Genomic DNA, 19,585 nt, shown 5'->3' with positions numbered 1-19,585 from the left:
CTATCGGGCAGCCAGATCGACATCCACGATCTGGCCGGGCTGCAAAGGCGATGCGGGATCGACAGGATGCGCCTCGACAAGATAGACAAGCTTCTGGCGCGTTTCGAGCGAGTAGATGACGGGCGGCGTGAATTCCGGATCGGGCGAAACATAGCTCACACGGGCTTGCAGGCCGGGCGCGCAACCATCGCAGCGCACAGACAACGTATCGCCCACCCGCACGGCCGAGAACTTGTCTTCCGGTATGTAGACCTTCAGCTTGATCGCACCATCGGGCAGCATGGTCAGCACCGGCGCAGACGGACCGGCAATATCGCCTGGATTGCGGATGACATCGGTGATCCGGCCCGGAGCGGGCGCTTCAATCGTTCGTTTTGTCAGATGCCAGCGCGCGGAATCAAGCTGCGCTTCGGCACTCTTGACGGCATTTTCCGCCGCCTTGATCTCTTCCGGGCGCGCGGGCAAGCGACCGACCGCCAGATTGGCTGTGGCCTGATTGATCGAGGCCTCAGCCACTTCAACCTTGGTGGCCGCGTCGTCAAGCTGCGCCTGTGTCATCACTCCGCGTTTCGTCAGGTCTTGCGTGCGCAAAAGCGTTCGCTGGGCATCGTCTGCCTGTGCTTTGGCCGTCCTGACCGCCGCTTCCAGAACTGCAATTTCATCGGGACGCTTGCCAACCTGCAAATCCGCCAGTTGCGCGCGTGCCTGCGCCAATGCTGCCTCGGCCTGCGCGACGGCAATCTTTGCGTCCGCGTCCTCCGTCATTGCTATGGGCTTGCCCGGCTCGACATGATCCCCACGCCTGACGGCAACGGACTGAACCTGCGCCACTTCCAGCGGCGCAAGCTGCACGAATTCCCCCTCAACGTAACCAACAGCAAGGGGCTGCGCGCTGCATGCGGCGAAAAGATAAGAGGCGAAAGGAACAATACAGAGAATACTCATGCTTTCACCTCGCCGTCTTTGATGGCGTCCTTCGCTGCGAGAATGGCCATCAAATTCTGGCGTGCAATTGCCGCGACAGCCGCCGCCTCTTCCGCGCCCATCGTGGACCAGCCCATGCGCCGTTTCACAGCTTCCCGGCCAATGCGGAAATAAACGATCTGCCCAAGCAGGGTGAAGATGAGAAGCCGTGTGGCCTCGCTCTCGGCAGGTTCGCCCGTCGCGACTTCCCAGATGGCGCAAAGCCTTTTGTGCGTCGGCTCGAAAACACCGGAATAGATGCGATCGAGTGCTGCGGTCGGATGCGCCAGTTCGCGCAAGAGAAACTGAACGATCTCGCCGGACTGTGGTTGCGCGACGATGAAATGCGTCATCCGCTCCAGCGCCAGACCGAGCTGCTGGCGGGCCGTTTCCTTCGTTTCGGCAGGTGCACTGATCACACCGTGACGTCCAAGCGCCTGCCCGGCTATGCCTTGTATCGTTTCGACAATATAGTCTGCCGCCGCCAGTCGCAGCCCTTCCTTGCCGCCGAAATGATACGCGATGGAACCGATATTCGCCTTGGCCAGACCGGCGATCTCACGCGTCGATGTGGCATCGAAACCCTTCGAACCGAAGAGTTGCAAGGCTGCATGGATCAGCGCCGCTCGCGTCTGATCGACCGAAGGTGACGGAGGCTCTTGCCTTGTATGTTTCGCTTTGCTCATATCATGATTTAATCAATCGATTGATTAAATGTCAAGCACGACAAAAACCAAAGCGCCGATCTTGGATCAGCACCTTGATTTCACTGAAAATTATAGACGTCGTTCAGCCCCGTCTTCCAACATGCCGCCCGACGGCGATCGGTGTCGGCATCTCACGGTGTGCATGAGCAAGCCCCTCCAATGCGGCCAGAATTCCGGCCTTCGCAGCGACCGCCTTGCCCGCTGTGCTATCGACATGCAGCAGCATCTGCTCGGCGCTGGCGATTTCCGTATCGCCCCGCCGGAGGCTGTGAAAGACATGCACGCGCTTCTCGTCAAAGGAGAGCAACTGCGTTTCCACATGTAGCGCATCGCCTATCTTGGCCTCGCCGCGATGCATGATATGGGTTTCGACCGTGTAGTAGCTGTGACCGGATTTCAGATAGGCTTCGTCCACACCGATATGTGCCAGAAACCTGTCCGTCGTCTGGCCGAATACATCGAGATAACGATGCTCGGTCATATGCCCGTTATAGTCGATCCACTCCGGGATCACGCGCGCATCCAGAAGACGCAACGGGCCGGAACCTGCCTTGGAAGAGCCCGCCCCATCGAGCCGTGCGGTATAGGCATTGAGAAGCGCGCCCGCACCCCAACCCTTGCCGTTTTGCTGATGCGCGAGAGCGCGAATGATCGCAACCAGATTTTCGTCACGAATCCGTTCCAGATCGTGGATTGAAAGCCCTTCATTCTGCTCGTCCGACTGATCCGCGATGCGGCTGATCAGGCTGCCATCAAGATCGGGCACATCTGTCAGCTTCGTCCATGGCCATTGTAGCGCAGGCCCGAACTGGGCGAGGAAGTGTCGCATACCTGCCGGACCGCCGGCAATGCGATAGGTCTGGAACAGCCCCATCTGTGCCCAGCGAAGCCCGAACGAATAGCGGATGATGTCGTCAATCTGCTCGACCGTGGCGATGCCGTCGCGCACGAGCCACAAGGCCTCTCGCCACAGCGCTTCCAGAAGCCTGTCGCCAACAAAAGCGTCGATTTCCTTTTCGAGCACGACCGGCTCCATTCCGGTCTGGCGGTAGAGAGCGGACGCACTTTCAATTGTCGATACGGAAGTCTTGCCTCCCGGCACCAGTTCAACCAGCGGCAACAGGTAAACGGGATTATAGGGATGCGCGATCAAGAGGCGCTCCGGATGCCGCAACCCAGCCTGCAACTTGCTTGGAAGAAAGCCGGAGGTGGACGACGCGATCAGCGCATCGTCTGCACAAGCGGCTTCAATCTCCGCCAGCACGGCAAGTTTCAGGTCAAGGCGTTCGGGAACGCTTTCCTGTATAAGCGCCGCGTCCGCAACCGCCTCTGCCAGCGAAGCGGAAAAGGACAGTTGCCCCTCCTGCGGAAGGCGCGCGGTGGTCAGCGCCGCCAGCGCTTTGCGTGCATTATCGAGAATGTGTTCGGTCGTCGCCTTTGCATCGGGCGACGGATCGTAAACGGCAACGTCGAAACCGTTCAGCAGAAAGCGTGCGGCCCAGCCGCTGCCGATGACACCGCTGCCGATGCAGGCAATCTTGGGAGGATGGCTGTTCATGGATATCACCAGCGCTTTGTAAGCTTGAGTTTTTCGCGGACTTCAGCAGGCGTCAGAACTTTCGTTCCCATATTGACGGCGATGGCTTTGGCCCGTTCGACCAGATCGCCATTCGACGCCAGAACGCCCTTATCGAGCCAGATATTGTCTTCGAGCCCCACACGGATATTGCCACCCGCCAGCACGGCAAGGGCCGCATAAGGCAACTGATTGCGGCCAATGGAAAACGCCGAGAAAATCCAGTTGTCCGGCAGGTTGTGGACGATGGAAACCAACGTCGCCAGATCGTCCGGCGCGCCCCAAGGAATACCCATGCACAGCTGCACCAGAACCGGGTCATCAAGCAGACCCTGCTGTTGCAGCCATTGGGCGAGCGGCAGATGGCCGGTATCGAAAATCTCGATCTCCGGGCGCACGCCAAGCCGCTGTATCTGCCCCGCCATTTCCCTGAGCATGGCGGGCGTGTTGGTCATCACATAATCGCCCTCGCCGAAATTCATCGTGCCGCAATCCAGCGTGCAGATTTCCGGCAAGAGTTCAGCAACATGGGCAAGCCGTTCCGTTGCGCCCGCCATATCGGTCTTGGCGGCATCGGGTGGCAGTGGAGCTTCTGGCGACCCAAAGACCAGATCACCGCCAACGCCTGCAGTCAGGTTCAGCACGATATCGACACCGGACGCCCGGATGTGGTCCACAACCTCGCGGAAAAGCTCCAGCTTGCGCGATGGTTCACCCGTTTCCGGATCGCGCACATGAATATGCGCAACGGCGGCACCTGCTTCCGCACTTTCAATGGCCGCATCCGCAATCTGGCGCGGCGTGATCGGCACCTTGTTTGAGCGGTGCGTGGTGGCTCCGGCACCGGTGACGGCAGCAGTGATGAATATTTCGCGGGCGGGCTTTAAAGGCATGATCGTTTCCCTCAATTTTCGCCGAGCTTGACAGGTCGCGAAATGCCGGGATTATCATTTTACGAAATCTATTTGGCGAAGAGCGAAACGCATGATCTTTGAACCCTCCGACGAAGAACTGAGCGTTACCCTGCTGGTCCTGCCGGATTGTTCGCTGATGTCGCTGGCCGCGACGCTGGACCCAATGCGCGGTGCCAACCGCGTGACGGGCCGCTCGCTTTATCGCTGGCGGGTGGTGTCACCGGATGGCAGCGATCCCGTCACATCCAGTGGCCTCAAAGTTGCGGCTAATGGCCGTTTCGAGGTCGGCGCGCAGGACATTCTCATTATCGTCAGCGCCTTTCATGCGCTGGAACATGCGACGCCGAAGCTTCTCGCCATGCTGCGCCAGGCGGCCAAGCAATCGAAACTCGTCGTGGGTGTGGAGGCCGGATCATGGGTGCTGGCAAAGGCGGGATTGCTCAATGGACGCAAGGCAACGACGCACTGGGAAGACATGGAAGCATTTTCGCAGCGTTTTCCAGACGTCGAAATGCAATCGGATCGTTGGGTGCGGGATGGAGCTTTTCTGACAACCGGAGGCGCTGCCCCGGCGCTCGACATGATGCTGGCACTCATTCGCGCCCGCCACGGCTATTCCATCGCGCTGGATGTGGCGAGCCTCTACATCTACGATGAGGTGAAACAGGCTTCCGACGCACAGCCGCTGGTATCCCTTGGCCGTTTGCTTAACCGCGAACCGCGACTGGCAGATGCCATAAAAATCATGGAAACCCATATCGACCGCCCGATCCCGGTGTCGAGCATCGCCCGAAGACTTGGCCTTTCCACACGCAGCCTTGAATTGCTGTTCGCCAATGTGATCGGGCAGTCACCGGGCAATTACTACCTGTCGCTCCGGCTGAAAGCAGCCCGGCGCCTGATCCTCGATACACATCTTTCCATGGCGGATACAGCGGAACAGACCGGCTTTTCGTCGATCAGTTCACTGTCACGCGCCTTCAAGCGGCATTTCGGTCAGTCGCCGAGCAAGCTGCGGCAGTAAAGGCACCCTTACTTAAAGGCCCAGCCCCGACTTCACCTCAGCAAGTGCTGGTTTGCCGTCGAAAGTGGTCACGCCGTCAAGCCACGCATCAAGCTGCGCCGGGTTCTCCTTGATCCATTTCGTGACGGCATCCTTGGCTTCCATGCCATCGTTCAGGATCATGTTCATCATCGTGCTTTCCATATCCGTGTTGAACTTCAGGTTCGACACAAAGCGCGAGACGTTGGGGCAGTCGGTTGCATAGCCCTTGCGGGTCAGTGTTTCGACGGTTGCCGCGCCATCATCCGGTCCGAACAGGTTTTCACCATTTTCCAGATAGGTGAGCTTGTAGCGAATGTTCATCGGATGCGGTGTCCAGGCAAAGAACACAACGGGCTCATCCTTGCGCACCGCATTTTGAACCTGCGAGAGCATGGCCTGCTCGCTCGATTCCGCGAGCTGGAAATCCTTCAGGCCGAACTTGTCCTGCTCGACCATCGACTGGATCGTGGCGTTGGCGCTGCTGCCAGCCTCAATGCCGTAAATCTTGCCGCCAAGCTGGTCCTTGAATTTTGCGATATCGGCATAATTCTTGATGCCAAGATCCTTGCCCGTCGCAGCAAGACCGATCTTTGCGCCTTCGAGATTGACGCCAGCCTGCTCGATCTTCTTGCCTTCAAGATAGGGTTTGCGCGCTTCTTCCTGAAGCGGCATCCAGTTGCCGAGGAAAATATCGATCTGTCCATTTTCCAGCGACTGGAAGGTGACCGGCACGGAAAGGATGGTTGTCTGCGGCTCGTATCCGGCTTTTTCAAGCAGCAGAGAAGCGAGCGCCGTCGTTGCAGTAATGTCGGTCCAGCCGACATCGGAGAATTTGGGTGCCTTGCAGTTTGCGCCTTCAGCGGCATGCGCCTGCACGCTGGCAAGGCTGGCGACGCTTGCTGCAAGCAAAAGAAATAGGCGTTTCATTATCTTCTCCCCTTTGTTTTTATTGAGAACAACATGATAGGGGAAACAGGAAACGCCTGTTCGCAATATGCGCAATCATCTTTGCGTTTTGCGCAACCTTTGACCATTGATCGGTCGGGCCGATTTCTGAAAGCTGCGCAAAACCGGGGCGAAATTTATTTCCCACCGCCATATTGCACGTCGCTGACATGCTCCATCCAGTCAACGACTTTGCCGTCGAGCTGTTCCTGAATGGCTATATGAGTCATGGCATTGCTCGCGGATGCGCCGTGCCAGTGTTTCTCGCCCGGCTCAAACCAGACCACATCGCCGGGCCGGATTTCTTCAATCGGTCCGCCTTCGCGTTGCACGAGGCCAAGCCCCGTAGTCACGATCAGGGTCTGGCCAAGCGGATGCGTGTGCCAGGCAGTGCGGGCGCCGGGCTCAAAGGTTACGGTCGCAGCCGCAGCCCGCCGGGCATTATTGGGAGAAAACAGCGGATCGATACGGACATTGCCCGTAAACCAGTCGGCTGGGCCTTTTCCCGAAGGATCGGTTCCGTTTCGCTTGATATCCATGAGGCGTTTCCTTTCCTGTTCACAACGCAACATAGATCAACTTCACGGACTGTTCAGCGCCTTTTGGCCGGGTTCCGCTGCAAAATCACGTTATGCCGTTTCGCAAGTTCTGTGTTGACCGCTTCGATTTCCTGCGCCTTGCGCGGATCGTCCCAGCTAAGCTCCCGCGCCAGAATATCGGCGATTGCAGCAAGATTTCCGGTCGTCAGCGCCCCATCGATTGCAAGTGTGGTGCGCCGCAAAACGACATCCGCCAGATGCACGACAAGCTCGTTGCGTGCGATCCATGCAATTTCCGTCGCGCTGACCGTGTCGGTTTCAGGCAGCATCGCAACCGTTACCCCGGCTTCCTCGCGGAGGATCGGCAAGGCCGTGCTGCCATAGCGCTTCAACAGGGTCTCAACCCGTGCGGCGGGCAACCTTGTTTCGGTGGCGTATTTCGTCACCCAAGCCTTGCGGGCGCGATCGTCGGACGGATAGTCCCTGCCGCCCCCTATGGGGAGGTTGCGCGTTGACACTTGCCGCGTCTTGTCGAACCGGCCCAGAACCTTGTCGGCCACTTCCTCGGCAAAGCCGCGGAATGTGGTCCATTTACCGCCGACCAGCGAAATGACCGCGAATGGCCGTTGGTTATCCGGCTCGATGACAGGCGCGGAATGATCGCGACTGATCAAACCCGGTTCGGAAGCACTGGACGCTGGAAGCGGGCGGATGCCGCTATAAGTGTAGACAATCTGGCTGCGGTCGAATTTGAGCTTCGGCAGCAGCGAACGCAGGCTGTCGATGAAATAGTCGGTTTCATGATCGTCGCAACGCACATTGTCCGGATCGTCCGATGGAATATCGGTGGAACCCACCAGCGCCAGACCGTGATAGTCGTAGACGAGACAGATGCGCCCGTCATCCGCCTCGAAATAGATCATTCGTCCGTTGAGGCTCTTCACCAGTTCGGGGTGATCGACAAGAATATGCGAACCCTTGGTGCCACCGATCATCTTGGTCGGCTTGCCGAGTGCAGCATTGACCCGGTCGATCCATGGGCCAGCCGCGTTGATGACCAGCTTCGGCCTCACCGCGAATTTTACGCCATCCGGCCCTTCAAAGCCGATAAGGCCGTTCTCGGCGGAAACCAGCGTCGTGAAATTGGCGGCAGCGCTTTTCGGATTGGCGCGCAGCCCGTCGCTGACGAGTTCATAGACCAGACGTTCCGGCTGGCTGACCTTCGCATCGTGATAGATGCCGCCCGCCACGATTGCGGGCGTGATATAGGGCATTTCCTTCGTCGCCATCTCCTTCAACAGAAAACGGTGACGTGGCATGACGCGCTCGCGCGCACCAAAATAATCGTAAAGTGCCAGACCGATCTTGATCAGCACGGCGCCACGGCTGCGCGGCGCGGTCGTCGAGCCGAACAGGGTGCGCAGCGCCGCCGTGATGCCCTTAGTCCATGAGAAAACGGGTATGAAAGTCGGCAGCGGCTCGACATTGTGCGGCGCATTCTTCAGAAGCAGGTTGCGTTCGAGCGTGGACTGGGCCACAAGCCCGAACTCGCCCGTTTCCAGATATTTGAGGCCGCCATGGATAAGCCGCGACGGCGCAGCACTTGTCCCTGAACCAAAATCCGCCTTGTCGACAATGAGACAGCTAACGCCCTGCTCGCAAAGATCGCGATAAAGGCCTGCTCCGTTAACCCCCGCGCCAAGGATGAGCACATCCACGCCCTCGGTCTCGAGTTGTCCGATGCGGCTTTTCATTCCGGCATTGCCTACAAAGTCATTCATCTTACTGTCTCTCTAGAGCATTTCCTGCTTTTCTCGTGTCATCGGAAATGCTCTATCTCTTTGTTTTTACGCATGTCTTTATCCCGAAACCGGTTCCGACTTTCGGGAGACAAGCTCTGAGGCGCGGGACACGCCGTTTATTTCAATCCGTGAGCGCTTCGATCTTCGGCCAGACCGGCCCAAGCGCCGATGCAATCTCCCTGAAAAGCTGATAGCGCTTTTCATAAAGCGCGCTTCGCGCTGCATCCGGCTCATAGGTGCGGCCTATGGCATCGAGATCGCGCGGATCGCTGTAAACATCGGCAAAGACACCAGCGCCCTTGCCAGCGCAAAGGGCAGCGCCCCAGGCAGCGGCCTCGTCCGTATCCGTGACGGTAACGGGCATGCCGAGAACATTGGCGAACATCTGCGCGAAAGCCGGGCTGCGCGACACGCCACCAGTGAGGCGCGCGACGGAGATTGCAAACCCGTCTTTCAGGTGATCGACATGGATACGATGATTGAAGGCAATGCCTTCCCATATCGCGCGCAGCATGTCGCCCCGATCCTGCCAGCCGCGCAGACCGAAAAACGCACCGCTCGCCATCGCTCCATAGGGCGAACCGAAGAGGTAGGGATGGAACATTGCCGTCGAAGGCTTTGCCAGTGCCGCATCGATTTCCGGGCGCAGCATGTCGTGGATGGAACGCCCTGTTTCCTCTGCCTCGCGCCGTTCTGCCGGGCAGAGCTTGTCGAGAAACCAGTCATAATTGGCCGTCGATGCGGGCGAGATCGACATATTGTTCCATTCGCCCGGCGCAATGCCATTGCGGCAGAACCAGCTTTTGTCGACACGCGGTTCGGAAGACAGCGTTTCGTTGATGGAATAGGTCCCGGCAACCACGGCAACGGTCCCGATGCCAAGCCCGCCGACGCCAAGTGCTGAAGCGGTGACATCGTGCAAGCCACCGACAACCGGTGTTCCGGCAACGAGGCCGGTGCGTTCCGCGCATTCGCCCGAGACGCTACCCACAATTTCATCGGAACGCGACATGGGTGGCAGCGCATCCCAAAGCGCATCCAGCCCGAAAAGGGCGAGTGCTTCTTTCGAATATTCCTGCGTGTTGACATCGGTGAAGGAGGTCGAGGCTTCAGTGCGATCCGTGCCCACATCGCCGGTCAGGCAAAAGCGCAGCCAGTCCTTGCAGGCGATCACATGCGCGATGCGGCCAAAGCGTTCCGGTTCGTTATCCTTCACCCATGCCAGAATGGCGGATGGAGCCGATGCATGGGGAAGCTGACCCGTGGTAGTGATGGCCTGCTCTGCAACGGGACTATTGACCCAACGCTCCGCAACATCGACAGCGCGGCTGTCGAGCGACAATATCCCTGCGCCAAGCGGACGGCGGTCCTTGTCGAGCATGTAGATGCCATCACCATGCGCTGTGGTGGCGATGGCCAGAATGTCCGAAGCAGGCCGCCCGCTTTTGGCTATAGCTTCGGCAATCGCATCCGCTGTTGCATTCCAGAATTCATCCATGTCGCGTTCGACATGACGGGCGCGCGGAAAGGATTGCGCCACGCGACGGCGCGCAACGGCAAGGGTGGTTCCGTCAATATCGAACAATACGGCTTTGGTGACGGTCAGTCCGCTGTCGATTCCGAGCAGAGAGGGCATGTATCGTATTCCTGATAAATATGCGCGGGCTATTCTTGCTTGCCGCCTGTCCGGGCATTGTCGCGGGCAACCACCACGTTGATGCCTTGCGCCTCCATGCGCTCGATATGCGCGAAAGGCGTATCTTCATCCACGATGACGACATCAAAGTCGCTGAGTGCCCCGAAATTGTGCAAAGCGCGGCGCTCGAATTTTGTGTGATCAGCCAGAAGAATGCGCTTGGCGGCGCAGTCCAGCATGGCACGCTTGGTTTCCACCATTTCCGGCGACTGATGGAACAGAAGGTCGTCGGTGATCGCTGCAATCGAAATGAAAGCTACATCGGCGCGAAGACGACGAATTTCGTGGATCGTCATGCCGCCGACGAATGCGTTGCACCAGTTATAGAGCTGACCGCCAAGGCCGAGCAGCGTCACATCCTTGATGTCACGCACCTCGTTCATCAGGATCAGCGAATTGGTGATGACGGTGAGCGGTCCCTTGCCGGGAAGATGCGGCACCATTTGCAGAACAGTGGTGGAATCGTCGAAGAAAATGGCCTGTCCCGGTTCAACGAACTGCATTGCAGCTTCGGCGATCAGTTTCTTTTCTTCCGACTGGCGGGTAACGCGATAAAGATCGCTTGCCTCGATCAGGCTTGTGGGCGCAGCCGACACGATGCCGCGCGACTTGCGAAACAGGCCACGGCTTACCAGTTCATCGACGTCGCGATGCGCTGTCATCAGGCTGATGCCGAACCGTTCGGTGAGGTCCTCGATACGCATCGAGCCTTCGGCCATTACAGTTTCCGCAATCTGCTGGCGCCGGACGAGCTGACGCGCATGCCGGCTGTCGTTCGGCACTTGCTCCGCCATCAGCTTGTCAATGCTTGCTTTGTTGCTCACTGCCATGCCTGTCACTTGTCCCCTTGCTTGCGCGTTTCGAAAGCCTCGAAATCGCCTGATAGGCTTCATATTGCGCGGTCTTCAGCCCCAAAATCCAGCGAGTGGTTGCATGGGACTTTCTTGCGGAGAGGGACTTCCAGAATGCGCATCCCGAAAGCTTTCTGCTGTCGGGATGCGCCTTTTCAAACCTTACTGTTCGAGAACGAACGGCGAGGTGTACTTGTCGACATTGTCCTTGGTGATCAGGATGCAGTCGAAGAGCTGCTTTTCATGATCCACACCAGTCTTGCCGGTCTTGATGAAGTTGTCGGCCTGCTTGACGGCAGCTTCCGAGAACACGGCAACCGGCTGCAGAACGGTATACTGCAGTTCACCCGCCTTGATGGCTGCAACCGCATCCGGCGAACCGTCGAAACCACCGACCTTCACCTGATCCAGCTTGCCAGCCTTCTTCAGAGCGGCAATTGCGCCCAGAGCCATTTCGTCATTACCGGAGATAACGCCGATGATGTCCGGATTGGCCTGAAGCAGAGCCTGCATCTTGTCGTGCCCCTGGGTACGGTCCCAGTTGGCGACGTCCTGACCGGCCTTCACCAGATCCGGATACTGCGACAGAACGGTTTCATAGCCGTTCGAGCGCGTTGCGGCGTTGTTGTCCGATGGCGAACCGAACAGCTCGACATACTTGCCCTTGTCGCCAACGCTTTCGACCCACTGGGTCGCACCGAGAGCGGCACCCTGTGCGTTGTTGGAAACGAGCTGTGCCTTGGCCAGACCTTCCTGGTTGATTTCCGCATTGACGAGGAAAACCGGGATGTTGGCGGCGATTGCACGCTTGACCGCACCGACCGAACCGTCCGCATTGGCCGGATCGAGAATGATGGCAACCGACTTGTTGGTGATAGCCGTGTCGATCAGGTTGCTTTCGGTGTTGGTGTCGCCCTTGTGGCCACCGACAACAGCCTTGTAGCCGAGACCTTCAGCGGTCTTCTTGGCGATTTCACCTTCGGTGTACCAGTACGGGTTGGATGGATCGTTGACGATGATCGTCATCAGTCCTTCGGCCCAGGCCGTGCTGGCGATGAGAGGCAACGCTGCCGCAGCGGCGAACAGAACGCGCATTCCCTTCTTGAACATGGTCTCACTCCCTTAACATTTTTCGTTTGTGTTATGCCGGTTCCCCGGCGGTACTCATTTCCATCAGGCCGTTTTCGAGATCTTGTGCCTTTTTGGAAGTCTTTCGATACGCCCGGTTATTTTCGCGGCTCCGTCCGGAACGGTGGACAGAGCCGCTATCGATCATCGCCGGGAGTATTGAATGCTGTTGAGCAGAACCGCGAGCACGATTACCGCGCCGGTAAAGACGGTCTGCCAGTAGGAGGACACGCCGATAATCACGAGGCCGTCGGAAAGGAAACCGATCACGAAAGCGCCGAGAAGTGTGCCCTGGATAGTACCGCGCCCCCCAGTGAGCGCAGCGCCACCGATAACCACGGCAGCGATTGCCGTCAGTTCGTAGGTGGTGCCTGCCGTCGGACCGGCCGACGTCAGCTGCGAAGAAAGAACCAGACCTGCAATGGCAGCGCAGATGCCGGAAATGACATAGACCGACACCTTGACGCGCTTGACCGGAACGCCGGACAGTTCAGCCGCACGTTCGTTGCCACCCGACGCATAGAGCCAGCGACCAAATGCGGTGCGGTTGAGAACGATGGCGCAGATGATGGCGAGAACCGCCAGAACCAGAACGCCGATCGGCACGCCGAACAGCTTGTTGAAACCGAGCCAGTCAAAGCCTGTATTGCCAAGCTCCGGACGTCCGCCGAGATTGTTGTAGGTCAGGCCATTGGTCATCAGAAGCGCCACGCCACGCGCGCAATAAAGAACGCCGAGCGTCGCAACGAAGGCCGGAACGCGCAGATAGGCGATGAGCACACCATTGACCGCGCCGACGAATGCGCCGAGCGCACAGGTGATGAGAACCACGGCCCAGACCGGGAAATAGAGAATGATGCCGAATTCCTGCAGCGTCACGCCCTGCATCAGGAACCCGGCGACCACACCGGCCAGCCCCAATGTGGAGCCAACGGAAAGATCGATGCCGCCATTGAGGATGACGAGCAGCATGCCGATGGCAAGCAGGCCGAAAATGGCCACGTGCGACGACATGATGAGGAAGTTATCGACCGAGAAATAATAAGGCGAAAGGAACGAGAAAACTGCAATGATCGCGATCAGTGCAAAAAATGCACGACCTTCGAGCAGCAGATGCACGATGCCGGGTTTCCGCTTCGCGCCGTTCGGAGCCGCTGTTTCTTTGTTGGTGCTCGTGACTGACATTCTATCAGTGCTCCATAACCAGAGCATTTAACAACCCGACTTTGTCGGGTCTTATGCTCTATCCTTTTGTTTTTAACGCATAATCTTGTCCGAAAAGTCTGCAACTTTTCGGGATTATGTTTTAGTGACCGACCATGGCTTCGCCCGAGGCGGCCATGATCTTCTCCTTGGACACGTCCGATCCGAATTCGGCAGAGATGCGTCCACGGTGCATGACGATGATACGATGAGCGATGCTGAGGCATTCGCCGACTTCCGAAGTCGTGTAGACGACAGCCAGACCCTGCTTCGCCTTTTCAGCCAGAAGCTTGAACACTTCCGCCTTCGCCCCGATGTCGATCCCGCGGCTCGGCTCATCAAGCAGGATGACTTCCGGTTCGGTCGCCAGCATCTTGCCGATCACGACCTTCTGCTGGTTACCACCGGAAAGCGAACCGATTGCTGCTTCGCCGCCATCCGTCTTGATGTGCACATTCTTGATCGACTGATCGACAATCTGCTTTTCACGCTTGCGCGATGTGAACAGACCCTTGGTCATTTCGGCGATGCTGGCGAGCGACAGGTTCTTGCCGACCGTCATCGTCTGGACGAGACCGTCGCGCTGGCGATCTTCCGGCACCAGCACAAGACCCTTCTCGATACGTTGTGCGATGGTGAGGCCGGAAACGTCCTGCCCTTTGAGGAGAACACGTCCGCCGCTTGCCTTGAGACGACCGGCAACGGTTTCCAGCAGTTCTGTGCGACCGGCGCCCATAAGACCATAAATGCAGACGATTTCACCGGCGCGTACATTGAGCGACATGCGGTCGACCAGCGAGAAGCCCGCGCCACCCGGGTCGGGAACGGTCAGGTTCTCAACAGAGAGCGCCACATCGCCCCAGTCATATCCGGTTGGAGGCGAGCCGAGATCGAAGTTCTCGCCGACCATGTTGCGCACGATCCATTCCAGATCAATTTCCTCACGCGGCGCATAGGCCGTCATGGTTCCGTCGCGCAGCACCACCGCATGATTGGTGATCTGCAACGCTTCTTCCAGATGATGCGAAATGTAGACGATGGCGACACCGCGCGCCGTCAGGTCGCGAATGACCTTGAACAGGACTTCCACTTCCGAGGCGCTGAGCGCCGAAGTCGGCTCATCCATGATGAGAATGCGCGAATTGACCGAAAGGGCGCGGGCGATTTCAACGACCTGCTGCTGGCCGAGACGAAGTTCCTCGACCGGCGTCAGCGGGTCGATGTCTTCTTCCAGTTCCTTCAGAAGCGCGCGCGTCAGGCGTTCTTCCTCGGCAAAATCAACGCCGGTGGCGGTGCGGATTTCGCGCCCCATGAAGATGTTGTCGCGCACGTTCATGTTGGGCGCGAGGCTCAATTCCTGATGGATGATCGAGATGCCGAGGTCGCGCGCTTCGGTGGACGAATTGAACGTCACAGGTTCGCCATCGAGAATGATCGTGCCCGAAGTCGGCTGGATGACGCCCGAAAGCACTTTCATCAACGTTGATTTGCCAGCGCCGTTTTCGCCGAAAAGCGTCGTGACCTGACCACGGCGAATCTCGAAATTCACGCCCTTCAGGGCATGAATGCGACCATAGGATTTGGCAACGTTGTTTGCGGCAAGAACGACATCACCGTTTTTGCCTTCGATTTTCGAAGCGGTGCTCATTTCACTTCGAGCCCCACAGGCGTGACGAGCCAGTTCTTCGGATTGACGACCTTGAACACGCCAACCACCGTCACGGTCTTGCCGACGAGATTCTCGACATCGACGCCGGAAAGCACTTGCTTCTTCATCTCGTTGTTCAGGGCAGAACCGGCATTTTGATATTCGATCTGGTTCTTGAACTGGCCGAACTGGATTTCACCGGTCGCATCGCGCAGATCGGTGCCGTTGACGGCAGGGCCGGTCTGAACGCGGATGGCAACGCCTTCCGGCAGGCCGTCGACCTTCACGACATTGTAGTTGGATTTGCGCTCCTCAACGGTGCCTGTAAACTTGACCGGGACAACCGGATTGACGTCGCCGACGCCATATTTCTTTCCGGCGGCGGCCTTGTCGGCGGCGAGAGCCGTTCCAACTTCCACTGCATCCACGGCGCGCTGCTCAACGCTCGCCTTCACCTTGGGGAATTCGGAAGCACCGTAGGCATCGGGGGAGAAAGCCTGCTGGCGCACATCGGAATCAGACCCGATCTTCACGACCTTCGTGTCGAAGGCAATCGCACCGACAACCACGATCGCAGCGATCACGCTCCAGACGACGGCGCGGCTCAGCTTGGCGGGTTTTTGTGAAACTTGACTGGTTTGTGCACTCATTATCAAACGCCTTCAGCAATTCTGCCGTATTGTCGTTATGGAAACGGATGATGCGGCTGAATTAGACCGCCCGGAGATTACCCTCGACCATTGTCATCACGCTTACCGGATAGGCAAAAGCCTCCGCCAAAGCGGTGCAGGACGCGACAGACGAGATCATGATAGCCTCCACATGAATTCCAGGGCCCCGCTCCTCCGTGCATCCTGGAAACAGATGCGCCGCAATCAAAACCTATGATAGCGGCGTGTTATTAACTCCAATAATGATGTTATAAAGCTCGAAAGCTGTCAATCGGATGTTTTCGAAACACTGGTGAAATAGCACAATTTCGCGCCGAATCTCGATCACGATCTAGAGAAATCCACTACATAATTCGTTATCAATCGCACTATTCACAGCACCGTCTTTTCTCGCAAAGCCAGCCACAAAGATACTCACAAACTTCTATATTTTCTTTTATTTTCAATGAATTAAACATATTTAAAACCGAAGAAACATTAAGCTATTGATGGAAAACAGTGGGAAAACCGCACTCGAAGGCGCGGAGATTTCCCCTGCATTCACTCTTTGGTGAAAAAAAATGCGCCATCTAGAAAATTTTACAGACAACGTGATAGCGTTATGTTATCTCCAGCATACGCCATCGCCCGATTTCATTATAAACAGGGCTGCGAGCGACGTATTTTCAGTCGCGGGAGGAATCCAAATGTCAATGAAAGCACATAGCCGCCATGCGTGAGAAAGGTGACATCATCATCGGGATCGACGCGGGCACGTCTGTGCTCAAGGCAGTCGCTTTCGACCTTAGCGGACGCCAGATCGAATCTGCTGCCGTTCGCAATAAATACGATACCGGCGAACATGGCGCTGTCACACAATCGCTTTCCCAGACGTGGCAGGACTGCGCGCGCGCCTTGCGCGACCTCGGTGCAAAGATGCCCGGCCTTGCCGAACGCACTGCGGCAATCGCCGTTACCGGTCAGGGTGACGGAACCTGGCTTGTTGGCCGCGACAACCAGCCGGTCGGCGATGCCTGGCTGTGGCTCGATGCCCGCGCGGCAACGACGGTGACGCGCCTCGCCGCTGGCCCCATGAACCGCGCGCGCTTTGAAGCGACCGGCACTGGGTTGAACACCTGCCAGCAAGGCTCGCAGATGGCGCATATGGACAGCATCGCGCCCGAGCTGCTGGACAATGCCGAAGTCGCGCTCCACTGCAAAGACTGGCTCTATCTCAATCTCACCGGCGTTCGCGCCACCGACCCTTCGGAAGCAAGCTTCACCTTCGGCAATTTCCGCAATCGCCAGTATGACGATGTCGTCATCGACGCGCTCGGTCTGAGGAAACGGCGTGGATTGCTGCCGGAAATCATCGACGGCACCGAAGTGCAGCATCCGCTATCCCCCGAAGCGGCAGCTGCAACGGGTTTGCGGGCAGGGACGCCGGTGAGTCTCGCCTATGTCGATATGGCCATGACAGCACTTGGTGCGGGCGTGCGCGGCGGCACAGCAGGCGCCGGGTGCTCGACCATTGGTTCGACAGGCGTCCATATGCGCGCCAAGCCGGTTGCCGATATCCACCTGAACAAGGAAGGCACCGGTTACGTCATCGCGCTGCCCATTCCCGGCATCGTCACCCAGGTGCAGACCAATATGGGGGCAACGATCAACATCGACTGGATATTGCAGGTTGCTGCCGATCTCATGTCGACGCCAGACAAGCCTGTTTCGCTCAGTGACCTCATTCCCCGCCTTGATGACTGGTTTAATGCCAGCCGTCCGGGTGCAATCCTCTATCATCCGTATATTTCGGAAGCGGGCGAACGCGGTCCCTTCGTCAATGCCTATGCCCGGGCCGGTTTCGTCGGTCTTTCCAGCCGCGACCGTTTCCCGGAAATGGTGCGCTCGGTTGTCGAGGGCCTCGGAATGGCGACGCGCGATTGCTACACGGCCATGGGTGAAATGCCCGCAGAATTGCGCATCACCGGCGGTGCAGCGCGTTCAAAAGCATTGCGCAGCACCCTTGCCGCAGCGGTGAATGCGCCCGTGCGCGTTTCCTCGCGTGAAGAGGCGGGAGCCGCAGGTGCTGCCATGATGGCTGCGGTGGCCATTGGCGCTTATCCAAGCATGGATGCATGTATTGCGGAATGGGTCGAGCCGCTGCTTGGCCCTTGCGAGGCCCCGGATGGTCCGCGCGCAAAGCACTATGAAGAACTCTTCGTTGCCTATCAGGAAGCCCGGCTGGCACTGACGCCCGTCTGGGACAAGTTGGCTTCCGATAGAGCATTTCCAGCAAAAGCGTGAAGCGGTTTTGCGTTCGGAAATGCGGTGAACAAAACGAATAAGGCCGGACCTTCCTTCCGGCACATATAGACTATGGGATGCAATTGCATCCGAAGGAGCATGAAATGGCTGAACCGGAAACCTGCGATCTCTTTGTCATCGGCGGTGGTATCAACGGCGCGGGCGTGGCCCGTGACGCCGCCGGGCGCGGCCTCAAGGTGGTGCTGGCGGAAAAAGACGATCTGGCGCAGGGAACTTCGTCACGCTCCGGCAAGCTGGTACATGGTGGTCTGCGTTATCTCGAATATTATGAGTTTCGCCTTGTGCGCGAAGCGCTGATCGAGCGCGAAGTGCTGTTGAACGCCGCTCCCCATATCATCTGGCCAATGCGTTTCGTTCTGCCGCACAGCCCGCAGGACCGTCCCGCCTGGCTGGTGCGGCTTGGCCTGTTTCTCTATGACCACCTCGGCGGCCGCAAGAAGCTTCCCGGCACACGCACGCTCGACCTGCGGCGCGATCCGGAAGGCACGCCGATCCTCGACCAATATACCAAGGGCTTCGAATATTCCGACTGTTGGGTCGATGATGCCCGTCTCGTTGCATTGAATGCGGTTGGCGCTGCTGAAAAAGGCGCGACCATTCTGACCCGCACGCCTGTCGTCTCCGCTCGTCGCGAAAAAGGCGGCTGGATCGTGGAAACGAAAAACCGCGACACGGGCGAAACCCGCACATTCCGCGCGCGCTGCATCGTCAATTGCGCCGGACCATGGGTCACGGATGTCATCCACAATGTCGCCGGCTCCAACTCGTCGCGCAATGTGCGTCTCGTCAAGGGCAGCCACATCATCGTTCCGAAATTCTGGTCGGGCGCAAATGCCTATCTCGTCCAGAACCACGACAAGCGCGTTATCTTTATCAATCCCTACGAGGGCGACAAGGCGCTGATCGGCACCACCGACATCGCCTATGAAGGCCGTGCCGAAGATGTTGCAGCAGATGAGAAGGAAATCGAATATCTGCTGACTGCAGTGAACCGCTATTTCAAGGAAAAGCTCAGGCGTGAAGACGTGCTGCATTCCTTCTCCGGTGTGCGTCCGCTGTTCGACGACGGCAAGGGCAACCCTTCCGCCGTCACCCGCGACTATGTCTTCGACCTCGATGAAACCAACGACGCGCCGCTGCTCAACGTCTTTGGCGGCAAGATCACCACCTTCCGCGAGCTGGCCGAGCGCGGCATGCATCGCCTCAAGCACATTTTCCCGAAGATGGGCGGCGACTGGACTCATGGCGCACCGCTTCCGGGCGGCGAAATCGCCAATGCCGATTATGAAACCTTCGCCAACTCCTTGCGCGACACCTATCCGTGGATGCCGCGCGCGCTCGTCCAGCACTACGGTCGTCTCTACGGCGCACGCACGAAAGACGTTGTTGCAGGCGCACAGAACCTCGAAGGGCTCGGCCGTCATTTCGGCGGCAATTTCCATGAGGCGGAAGTGCGCTATCTGGTGGCCAGGGAATGGGCAATGACGGCGGAAGACATTCTCTATCGCCGCACCAAGCACTATCTGCACCTGACCGAAGCCGAACGCGCCGCTTTCGTGGAATGGTTCGACAACGCTAAAATGGTCTCTTGAG

The 19,585-nt window shown here is 58.1% G+C and carries 16 protein-coding genes; 3 read left to right on the top strand and 13 right to left on the bottom strand.

Translation table 11 applies throughout. The features are described from left to right. From AC1RHM_RS09245 to AC1RHM_RS09230, 4 genes are all read right to left on the bottom strand, one after another. On the bottom strand, positions 1-945 hold the full coding sequence (locus tag AC1RHM_RS09245; protein ID WP_151576708.1) for an HlyD family secretion protein: 945 nt from the start codon (positions 943-945) through the stop codon (positions 1-3). Next, positions 942-1,649 (bottom strand): DUF1956 domain-containing protein, encoded by a 708-nt coding sequence (locus AC1RHM_RS09240; RefSeq protein ID WP_036582955.1) that lies wholly within the window; start codon positions 1,647-1,649, stop codon positions 942-944. The genes AC1RHM_RS09245 and AC1RHM_RS09240 overlap by 4 nt, the downstream gene beginning before the upstream one ends. Before the next feature lie 103 nt (positions 1,650-1,752). Continuing rightward, complete coding sequence (locus AC1RHM_RS09235) at positions 1,753-3,228, bottom strand: carnitine 3-dehydrogenase (protein ID WP_492332513.1); 1,476 nt, start codon at positions 3,226-3,228, stop codon at positions 1,753-1,755. 5 nt (positions 3,229-3,233) lie between these two features. Next, positions 3,234-4,139, bottom strand: coding sequence for a beta-keto acid cleavage family enzyme (locus AC1RHM_RS09230; protein ID WP_010660882.1), 906 nt, complete (start codon positions 4,137-4,139; stop codon positions 3,234-3,236). A gap of 91 nt (positions 4,140-4,230) precedes the next feature. Here AC1RHM_RS09230 and AC1RHM_RS09225 point away from each other — a divergent pair, with 91 nt between their 5' ends. Continuing rightward, positions 4,231-5,184, top strand: coding sequence for a GlxA family transcriptional regulator (locus AC1RHM_RS09225; protein WP_105529309.1), 954 nt, complete (start codon positions 4,231-4,233; stop codon positions 5,182-5,184). Between the two features lie 12 nt (positions 5,185-5,196). On the opposite strand, the gene choX is transcribed toward AC1RHM_RS09225, so the two are convergent. From choX to AC1RHM_RS09180, 9 genes are all read right to left on the bottom strand, one after another. Then, positions 5,197-6,132, bottom strand: coding sequence for a choline ABC transporter substrate-binding protein (gene choX / locus AC1RHM_RS09220; RefSeq protein WP_010660880.1), 936 nt, complete (start codon positions 6,130-6,132; stop codon positions 5,197-5,199). A 155-nt stretch (positions 6,133-6,287) separates the two neighbouring features. Beyond that, positions 6,288-6,689 (bottom strand): (R)-mandelonitrile lyase, encoded by a 402-nt coding sequence (locus AC1RHM_RS09215; RefSeq protein ID WP_492332512.1) that lies wholly within the window; start codon positions 6,687-6,689, stop codon positions 6,288-6,290. Positions 6,690-6,742: 53 nt separating this feature from the next. Beyond that, the gene (locus AC1RHM_RS09210; protein WP_151895803.1) at positions 6,743-8,470 is read right to left on the bottom strand and encodes a glycerol-3-phosphate dehydrogenase/oxidase; all 1,728 of its coding nucleotides are present in this window, start codon (positions 8,468-8,470) and stop codon (positions 6,743-6,745) included. A 142-nt stretch (positions 8,471-8,612) separates the two neighbouring features. After that, entirely contained in the window at positions 8,613-10,127 is a 1,515-nt protein-coding gene (locus tag AC1RHM_RS09205; protein WP_166942917.1) for an FGGY-family carbohydrate kinase, read from the bottom strand. A gap of 29 nt (positions 10,128-10,156) precedes the next feature. Continuing rightward, a complete protein-coding gene (locus tag AC1RHM_RS09200) occupies positions 10,157-11,017 on the bottom strand; it encodes a DeoR/GlpR family DNA-binding transcription regulator (protein ID WP_036587145.1) in 861 nt (286 codons plus the stop codon). Positions 11,018-11,200: 183 nt separating this feature from the next. Continuing rightward, positions 11,201-12,148, bottom strand: coding sequence for a D-ribose ABC transporter substrate-binding protein (locus AC1RHM_RS09195; RefSeq protein WP_010660875.1), 948 nt, complete (start codon positions 12,146-12,148; stop codon positions 11,201-11,203). Between the two features lie 162 nt (positions 12,149-12,310). Beyond that, on the bottom strand, positions 12,311-13,351 hold the full coding sequence (locus AC1RHM_RS09190; RefSeq protein ID WP_010660874.1) for an ABC transporter permease: 1,041 nt from the start codon (positions 13,349-13,351) through the stop codon (positions 12,311-12,313). A gap of 121 nt (positions 13,352-13,472) precedes the next feature. Beyond that, entirely contained in the window at positions 13,473-15,017 is a 1,545-nt protein-coding gene (locus AC1RHM_RS09185; protein ID WP_036587143.1) for a sugar ABC transporter ATP-binding protein, read from the bottom strand. Further along, complete coding sequence (locus AC1RHM_RS09180) at positions 15,014-15,667, bottom strand: DUF2291 domain-containing protein (protein WP_011982655.1); 654 nt, start codon at positions 15,665-15,667, stop codon at positions 15,014-15,016. The genes AC1RHM_RS09185 and AC1RHM_RS09180 overlap by 4 nt, the downstream gene beginning before the upstream one ends. 732 nt (positions 15,668-16,399) lie before the next feature. On the opposite strand from AC1RHM_RS09180, the gene AC1RHM_RS09175 reads away from it, so the two are divergent. Then, the gene (locus AC1RHM_RS09175; RefSeq protein ID WP_036587141.1) at positions 16,400-17,971 is read left to right on the top strand and encodes an FGGY-family carbohydrate kinase; all 1,572 of its coding nucleotides are present in this window, start codon (positions 16,400-16,402) and stop codon (positions 17,969-17,971) included. A gap of 104 nt (positions 17,972-18,075) precedes the next feature. Next, positions 18,076-19,584, top strand: a complete 1,509-nt coding sequence (locus AC1RHM_RS09170) for a glycerol-3-phosphate dehydrogenase (protein ID WP_043061612.1) — start codon at positions 18,076-18,078, stop codon at positions 19,582-19,584. Position 19,585: the final 1 nt, after the last annotated feature.

The sequence above is a fragment of the Brucella sp. GW823-FHT04E01 genome (genome assembly GCF_058796175.1).
This window is presented reverse-complemented; position numbering and strand designations above follow the sequence as displayed.

Coding starts and splice junctions, on each gene's coding strand:
- AC1RHM_RS09245 (WP_151576708.1), bottom strand. CDS start 945: ATGAGTATTCTCTGTATTGTTCCTTTCGCCTCTTATCTTTTCGCCGCA.
- AC1RHM_RS09240 (WP_036582955.1), bottom strand. CDS start 1,649: ATGAGCAAAGCGAAACATACAAGGCAAGAGCCTCCGTCACCTTCGGTC.
- AC1RHM_RS09235 (WP_492332513.1), bottom strand. CDS start 3,228: ATGAACAGCCATCCTCCCAAGATTGCCTGCATCGGCAGCGGTGTCATC.
- AC1RHM_RS09230 (WP_010660882.1), bottom strand. CDS start 4,139: ATGCCTTTAAAGCCCGCCCGCGAAATATTCATCACTGCTGCCGTCACC.
- AC1RHM_RS09225 (WP_105529309.1), top strand. CDS start 4,231: ATGATCTTTGAACCCTCCGACGAAGAACTGAGCGTTACCCTGCTGGTC.
- choX (WP_010660880.1), bottom strand. CDS start 6,132: ATGAAACGCCTATTTCTTTTGCTTGCAGCAAGCGTCGCCAGCCTTGCC.
- AC1RHM_RS09215 (WP_492332512.1), bottom strand. CDS start 6,689: ATGGATATCAAGCGAAACGGAACCGATCCTTCGGGAAAAGGCCCAGCC.
- AC1RHM_RS09210 (WP_151895803.1), bottom strand. CDS start 8,470: ATGAATGACTTTGTAGGCAATGCCGGAATGAAAAGCCGCATCGGACAA.
- AC1RHM_RS09205 (WP_166942917.1), bottom strand. CDS start 10,127: ATGCCCTCTCTGCTCGGAATCGACAGCGGACTGACCGTCACCAAAGCC.
- AC1RHM_RS09200 (WP_036587145.1), bottom strand. CDS start 11,017: ATGGCAGTGAGCAACAAAGCAAGCATTGACAAGCTGATGGCGGAGCAA.
- AC1RHM_RS09195 (WP_010660875.1), bottom strand. CDS start 12,148: ATGTTCAAGAAGGGAATGCGCGTTCTGTTCGCCGCTGCGGCAGCGTTG.
- AC1RHM_RS09190 (WP_010660874.1), bottom strand. CDS start 13,351: ATGTCAGTCACGAGCACCAACAAAGAAACAGCGGCTCCGAACGGCGCG.
- AC1RHM_RS09185 (WP_036587143.1), bottom strand. CDS start 15,017: ATGAGCACCGCTTCGAAAATCGAAGGCAAAAACGGTGATGTCGTTCTT.
- AC1RHM_RS09180 (WP_011982655.1), bottom strand. CDS start 15,667: ATGAGTGCACAAACCAGTCAAGTTTCACAAAAACCCGCCAAGCTGAGC.
- AC1RHM_RS09175 (WP_036587141.1), top strand. CDS start 16,400: ATGCGTGAGAAAGGTGACATCATCATCGGGATCGACGCGGGCACGTCT.
- AC1RHM_RS09170 (WP_043061612.1), top strand. CDS start 18,076: ATGGCTGAACCGGAAACCTGCGATCTCTTTGTCATCGGCGGTGGTATC.